This is a genomic window from Streptomyces sp. NPDC101234 (assembly GCF_044767525.1).
Lineage (GTDB): Bacteria > Actinomycetota > Actinomycetes > Streptomycetales > Streptomycetaceae > Streptomyces > Streptomyces sasae.
In genome coordinates this window covers 38,513-44,970 of the sequence record NZ_JBIWOA010000059.1, presented here as the reverse complement: position 1 = coordinate 44,970, position 6,458 = coordinate 38,513, and the positions used below count along the sequence as shown (strand labels likewise).

At 67.4% G+C, this 6,458-nt stretch carries 6 protein-coding genes and 1 pseudogene; 1 reads left to right on the top strand and 6 read right to left on the bottom strand.

The genetic code is table 11. From position 1 onward, the window contains the following. Positions 1–466: 466 nt before the first annotated feature. Both ACIRR9_RS52080 and ACIRR9_RS52075 read right to left on the bottom strand, forming a co-directional pair. A pseudogene (locus ACIRR9_RS52080) lies at positions 467–631 on the bottom strand (IS5/IS1182 family transposase); the annotation flags it as partial. 2 nt (positions 632–633) lie between these two features. Continuing rightward, positions 634–873, bottom strand: a complete 240-nt coding sequence (locus ACIRR9_RS52075; RefSeq protein ID WP_403767874.1) for a hypothetical protein — start codon at positions 871–873, stop codon at positions 634–636. A gap of 303 nt (positions 874–1,176) precedes the next feature. On the opposite strand from ACIRR9_RS52075, the gene ACIRR9_RS52070 reads away from it, so the two are divergent. Beyond that, on the top strand, positions 1,177–1,623 hold the full coding sequence (locus ACIRR9_RS52070; RefSeq protein ID WP_403767871.1) for a peptidoglycan-binding protein: 447 nt from the start codon (positions 1,177–1,179) through the stop codon (positions 1,621–1,623). Between the two features lie 150 nt (positions 1,624–1,773). Here the strand turns inward: ACIRR9_RS52070 and ACIRR9_RS52065 are convergent, their stop codons facing one another. From ACIRR9_RS52065 to ACIRR9_RS52050, 4 genes are all read right to left on the bottom strand, one after another. Next, positions 1,774–2,028: a hypothetical protein gene (locus ACIRR9_RS52065; protein ID WP_403767869.1), complete on the bottom strand. Its 255-nt coding sequence runs from the start codon at positions 2,026–2,028 to the stop codon at positions 1,774–1,776. 203 nt (positions 2,029–2,231) lie between these two features. Beyond that, a complete protein-coding gene (locus tag ACIRR9_RS52060) occupies positions 2,232–2,543 on the bottom strand; it encodes a hypothetical protein (RefSeq protein WP_403767866.1) in 312 nt (103 codons plus the stop codon). Positions 2,544–4,305: 1,762 nt separating this feature from the next. Continuing rightward, positions 4,306–5,424 carry an acyl-CoA desaturase gene (locus ACIRR9_RS52055; RefSeq protein WP_365352061.1) on the bottom strand — a complete coding sequence of 373 codons (1,119 nt, stop codon included), beginning with the start codon at positions 5,422–5,424 and terminating at the stop codon, positions 4,306–4,308. A gap of 7 nt (positions 5,425–5,431) precedes the next feature. Continuing rightward, positions 5,432–6,442, bottom strand: a complete 1,011-nt coding sequence (locus tag ACIRR9_RS52050) for a ferredoxin reductase (protein WP_403767880.1) — start codon at positions 6,440–6,442, stop codon at positions 5,432–5,434. Positions 6,443–6,458 lie beyond the last annotated feature (16 nt).

Below are 6,458 nucleotides of genomic sequence, written 5' to 3'. Positions count from 1 at the left end.
GCGGCAGACAGATGAGATGTGAGATGGGTGCCCGTGCGCCGAGGCGCCCCAGCGGGCTGTAAGGACTGTCGCCTACGGCCAAGGGAGGGCCTGCGTACGAGCCGGGCCCCGATGCCTTACGCCACCGGTGGTGCGTCGAGGCAGAGATGGCGCGCCACCGGCTGCTGACGCGTGCCTTCAGGTCAGTCTGGCCTGTCACCCGTTTCCGCCGTGGTGACGGGCCAGACGTCTGCTGAGCTGGTGAGGAGGACGAGGCACTCGGCTTCCGGGCCAGCTCCAACACAACCTGCGAGTAACGGGCGTTGCGCCCCGTCACCTGCAGTCGTATCTCGTCCAGAGCCCACCAGAGCCCACCAGAGCACGCGGCCACCTCGCACCGTTTTTCGTGCGGCGATCTTAGATGATCGACGACATTCAGCGAGATCTTTCAGCGCTGCCGTTGGGACTTCAGTCGTGCAACGTTGCGTCCTGGCAGGCGTCTGAGGGGTGTCGTCACCCACGGGCCGTCTCCCACGTAGGCACGGTCGGCGAGGACCGGAACGCCCTGGCGTTCGCAGATCCGGATGATCCGGTGGGCGTGGGCCGCAGTGAGGTCGTGCGTGCGGCCGTGCAACGTCGGTGAGATCCACTCGATCAGCCAGAGGTTGTCGAGGTTGGCACCGGCATCGGCCATCCGGCCTCGATGCGGTGGTCCAGGTGCCGGCGCCGGATCTCCAGGCGCTGCGCAGTCGGCTCAGGCCTCGGCATCCGCGCGGCCAGGATGTCCGCCCCCAGGTCCTCGTTGCCGGCGAGCCGCTCGATGTCCTCAAGCGCCCACCGCCCGAACCGGGCCTTGATGCCCTGGTCGCTGGCGGCCTTCTCGTACTCGGTCACCTCCCAGCCGCACCGGCCGGCCGCCTCATCCGTCCGGGCCGAGGCCTGAAGTCACGCGACCCACTCGGCCACGATTCCCTCGAGCGCCGCGCACATCGCCGCGGTCGGGGAGCTGTCGTGCCTTGCTGTCCCACCTGTCACCATCTCGGATCCAACAATATGGCCTGAAGTAAGTCATACGAGAAGTCTGGTCGCATTTTCCCAAGATTTAGGAGTCCGCTCCTGGCACGCTTTGTGGCGGCGCGGACGGCCCCTGCGGGCGGTCGCGCCAAAGCCTGCACAGTCGATCGGAAAGAGGAAGCAATGCGATCTTCTCTGGCCAGGGCACTCGTTGCCGCGACTGCCGTCGTCGGCATTGCCGCCGGAGGTCTTGCGGGTGCGAGCGCGAGCGTGGCGGCCCCCCAGCAGGCCACCAAGCCCGCGGTCGGCAGCCGGCAGATCCTCGCGGTGAACAATCTCGGCTTGAATACAGCCCGGGCCAAGAACTGGCAGAGCTGCCTGAACGCCTGGCACTTCAACGCCGGTAGTGAGGACGGACAACTGGGCACCAACAGCTGGATGGCGGCACAGAGGATGCTCAACGCCTGGGGCTACAACGCCGGTGACGTCGACGGGGTCGTCGGCCCCAACACGATCACGGCGCTGCAGAAGTTCCTCAACGCCGTCGGCGAGAACGCCGGCACCCCCGACGGGATCGCCGGACCGCAGACCAGGGCCGCGTTCTGGAATTACAACGCCACGGGCTGCTGAGCCGATCCCACATGGTGCGTCGTGCCGGCCGAGCAGCGAACCGACTGCTCGACCGGCACGGAACCGGACGTCGGCTTCCGAGTCGAACTCACCGACTGTCCCGCCAGGATTTCGGGTTCACCCGATTCCACATAAGTGAACGGCTCACTTTTACACCTCGTTGAAACCACGCGACGCGTCGTAGATGTCGGCCTCGATGACAACCACGAAGAAGCTCGTCACGACATGGTGGACCATTACACGGTCTTCCCAGGCCGCGCGCGTCACAGTGTCGGTCCGGTAGGCAAGGTGGCTGTCGGCGCCTTCCGGATCAGCTGTGATCCTGTCGACAAGCCGCAGGAACTTCTCCCGATCTCCGGTCGGCATGCAGTCACGGAACGGCACAACCTGCTCGGTGAACTGCACGCGTCTCTTCATCGAGCGGGATTCTATGGACACGGCGCAGGGCCCCGCATGGAATATCGGTGGGGGCTACGACGGCGGATCCGGCCAGTCGGGAGGTGGTGACGTAGCCGTCGTGGCGTGCCGGACCGCGCGCAAATCCGGCCTGTGTGCCGATACCTGAAGTGATGCTGCGGAGTGGCGCGCTCTTCCGCGCTCGCGATCCGTCACGGGTGGATCGGGGGCAGTTTCCGGCGCTTTCGGCTGCGGGGGCCGTTGCGATAGGTGTCCCGGTCGCGGGCCAGCAGAAGGTAGCCGACGATGCTGAGTGCCGCGCAGCAGCCGGCGAGGATGACGCCGAGTGGCTGGCGGTCTCCGATCAGAGAGTTTGCCGCGTGTATCAACTGCGCTGCCCCGAGGGCGAGTCCGCCCCACCCCGCGAGGGTGCTGGCGCCCCTGCGGTGTTGCCGCCGGACGAACCACATGCCCATGGCAAAGCAGATGACACCACCAGCGCCGAAAGTCACCGCAATGAACATCCCCGCCTCCGGGGGAAGCGTACCGGTCCGGAAGACGGAGCAGGAGTGCGCGCCGACGGTCACTTCGGGGGTGGTGGGCGGCGTGCCCTCCAGATCACCCGAAGCCAGGGCCGAAGCCGTGGTCGTGCAGGCGTGCGCATCGCAGGAGTACGCGGACCATGCCCGTGTTGCCCATCGCCCAGCCGGTGCAGGGTTCGAGGTGGGCAGGGGTGGCTCGGTGCTCGACGTTGGACCAGTGGGCGCCCTCGCTGTCGGTGAGGTCCGTGACGAGGACGTGGGCGAAGCCGTACGCGTCCTGTTGCTCGGAGATCCGATCTCGCCCTGGTAGCGCTGCGCACCAAGGAGGTGCGCGGTGGCCGATGCTGGCGCCTCACCCGAGGCTGCGCGCCATGCTGCGGGCGGTCGGGGATGCCCCGTATGAGGCGGACGGCGCCGGCGACGTCCGCTTTTCGCTGCCTGATCAGAGCAACCGCGAACGGTGGCTGCGGTTGGACGAGATCCCGCTGGCGCCGACAGCCCAGGCCGTCTGGCCGCGCATGTAGGGGGCTTTCTCACCTGAAGGGCCCGGCGGCTGTCGCCGGGCTCTAACAGGTAGTCTTGACAGGCCGTTTGGAGAGTATTCGGCAGGCACTGGTGGGGGCTTGATCCTGACGGACGTTCATCGGCGACGACTCCCACGGTGCTGTGCAGGGCTGCGCGATACTCGTCCTGTGGAGTGGTTCGAGCAAGCCCGGGCAGCTGAACGGCGCCGGGATTGGGATGCGGCCATCGCGTTGGTAAGCGCCCGCGCCGAGTGCTACTCCACCGATCCCTGCAGGCACGACAACCATCTGTGGCACATGGATTTGCTCGCCCGTGCGGAGCGGCTCTCGGAACTGACAGAGCGCGCTGTCACGGATGTCCACGCACGTCGGAGACTCAACAGATCGCTTCGCGATCGGGGGATGGAGGCAGCGCTGCGCGACCGCGCCAGAGACGGTGACCGTGGTGCCCTGTACGTCCTGGTTCGGCTGCTCTGTGAGACGGGTCGGGCCCAAGAGGCCCATCGCGTGGTCCAGGACCTTGGTCCGGACGATCAGCACGCACACCAGATCATGGCCCGCTTTCGATCGCCATCGAGCGGTGCACAGTAACGCTCGCCTGCCTTGTCCGATCTATGAAAAGCCGGTGACCCTCGAACCTGCCCGTGGTGCCGGACCTACGACCGGATCCAGCCCGTATACGCTGATTTGAGCGGCTTGGCCACGTCCCCTCCACGCCTCTCCCTTCGAGCGCCATATACCAGAGCAGGGCCTCGTTGCGGTCGGTGGTCGACCACGTCGGCTCGTTCGGCGGGCCGATGTCGGCGAGCACCTCGACGTCGAACGCCACGTATGTGGCCAGGTGCTGAGCGGCGAGCTTGCGGGGCCAGCGAGGCCGGGAGAGCGCGGGGGACTGCGCAGCGGCGAAGCTGATGTACACCATGGCCTCGCCGTCCAGTGCCGTCGCGTCCGGCAGCTGGCTGTTCCCGGATTAGATCTCCCGGAACGGAGCAGTCAGGCTCGTGCCCGGCTGTGAGTGCAGCACTACCCGGCCCACGTCGACGGGGACCAGGGTGCGTGCTGAGCTCCTGGTGCGCGTCCGGGCAGTGCAGCCGGGCACCGGCCTGTCCGGATCCCGTGTCGTACGGTCTGGTGTCGCGGCCACCCACCGTCTGCAACGGACCTCACCGGCCCCGGCGGTGCCGCCGGTACGGTCGGAAGATCTGAACCAATGCCGGAAATCAGGCCGCGACGAGCTCCTGCTCGCGATCCGGTGTCTTGACCTTGGGCTTCTTGTTCGGCAGCGAGAGCCGGAAGACCTTGTGCCACGCGGAGAACACCTGCTTGGGCAGCGGACCGGTGACGTACTCCAGCTCGTACTTCTCGAACAGCGCGCGCACCTTCACCGCGACCTCGGCGTACCGGTTGCTCGGCAGGTCCGGGAACAGGTGGTGCTCGATCTGGTGCGACAGGTTGCCGGTCATGAAGTGCATGGCCCTGCTGCCGCTGATGTTCGCCGAGCCCATCATCTGGCGCAGGTACCACTGGCCGCGCGTCTCACCCTTGATCGACCGGCGCTCGAAGACCTGCACGCCCTCGGGGAAATGCCCGCACATGATCACAGAGTGGGACCAGAGGTTGCGCACCAGGTTCGCGGTGAACGTGGCGGCGAGCGTAGGGAGGAACGACGGGCCCGACAGCAGCGGGTGGATCACGTAGTCCTTGAGCACCTGCTTGCGGATCTTGCGGCCCACGGCCTTGGCCCGCGCGCGGAACTCCGGGTTCTTGCGGCGGCGCTTGTGCAGGTTCTTGCCGAGCTCCAAGTCGTACGCAGCGATGCCGTACTCGAAGAAGCAGGCGTTGATGAAGTTCCACAGCGGCTGGCCGAGGTGGAACGGGTGCCACTTCTGGTCCTCGTCGACGCGCATGATGCCGTAGCCGAGGTCGTTGTCCTTGCCGATCACGTTGGTGTACGTGTGGTGCAGCTCGTTGTGGGAGTGCTTCCACTGGTCGGCCGGCGAGACGTGATCCCACTCCCAGGTGGTGGAGTGGATCTTCGGGTCCCGCATCCAGTCCCACTGGCCGTGCAGGATGTTGTGGCCGATCTCCATGTTGTCCATGATCTTCGCCACGGACAGCCCGGCGGTGCCGATCAGCCACGCGGGCGGGAAGATCGAGAACAGCAGCACGCCCCGGCTGACCAACTCGAGCTTGCGCTGCGCCGAGATGACCTTGCGGATGTAGGCGGCGTCCTTCTCACCGCGGGTGGCGATCACCTCGTCGCGGATCGCATCCAGCTCGCGGCCGAGCTCCTCGATCTGCTCCGCGGTCAGGTGGGCGGTGGGGTCGATGGCGGTCAAGGTGTTCCTACCGTTCGATGTCGCAGGGGCCCGCCGCGGCGGACACACAGGTCTGGATGAGGACGCCGGGCTCGGCCTCGGTGATCTCGCCGGTGCGCAGGTCGCGGACGGCGCCCGCCTTGAGCGGCGTGATGCAGCCGAAGCAGATGCCCATGCGGCACCCGGAGGGCATGAGCACGCCGGCCTCCTCGCCGATGTCCAGCAACGGCGTGGCGCCGTCCGCGTCTACGGTCTTGCCGGTGGCGCTGAACGTGACCTCGCCGCCGTCGCCGGCGACGACGATGCCGGGGCGGAAGCGTTCGGTGTGCAGGCGCTCTTGGACGCCGTGCTCGCTCCAGTGCTCTTCGGCGGCGTCGAGCAGGCCCGCGGGCCCGCAGGCCCAGGTCTCGCGCTCGGCCCAGTCGGGCACGAGTTCGTCGAGACGGGCGATGTCGAGCATGCCGTCCGTGGCGGTGTGCACCTCGGTGAGCCGCAGCTTCTTGTCCGTGACCAGGCCGTGCAGTTCGTTGCGGAAGATCACGTCTTGCGGCTGTGGCGCGCAGTGGACCATGACGACGTCGTCGAACTCGGTGTCGCGCAGCATGCCCATCACGGGCGTGATGCCGCTGCCGGCCGTCAGGTAGAGCACCTTGGCGGGCTTGGCCTGCGGCAGCACGAAGTCACCGGTCGCCTGGTCGAGCTGGATCAGCGTGCCCGGAGTCGCCCTGCGGACCAGGTGGTTGCTGACCTTGCCGTCCGGGATCGCCTTCACGGTGATCGTGACGCGGCCGTCCTGGCGGTTGGTCGGCGAGGTGATGGAGTAGGCACGCCACAGGCGCACCCCGTCGACGTCGACCCCGATCCGCACGTACTGACCGGCTGTGTGGCCGCGCCAGCCCCGTCCGGGTCTGATCACGATGGTCGCGGCGTCACCCGTCTCGGGGTGCACGGCCTCGATGCGCCCCCGCAGGTCGGCGCCCGCACGCAGCGGGCTGACCAGGTCGAGGTAGTCCGACGGCAGCAGCGGCGTCGTGACCATCTCCAGCAGCTTCCAC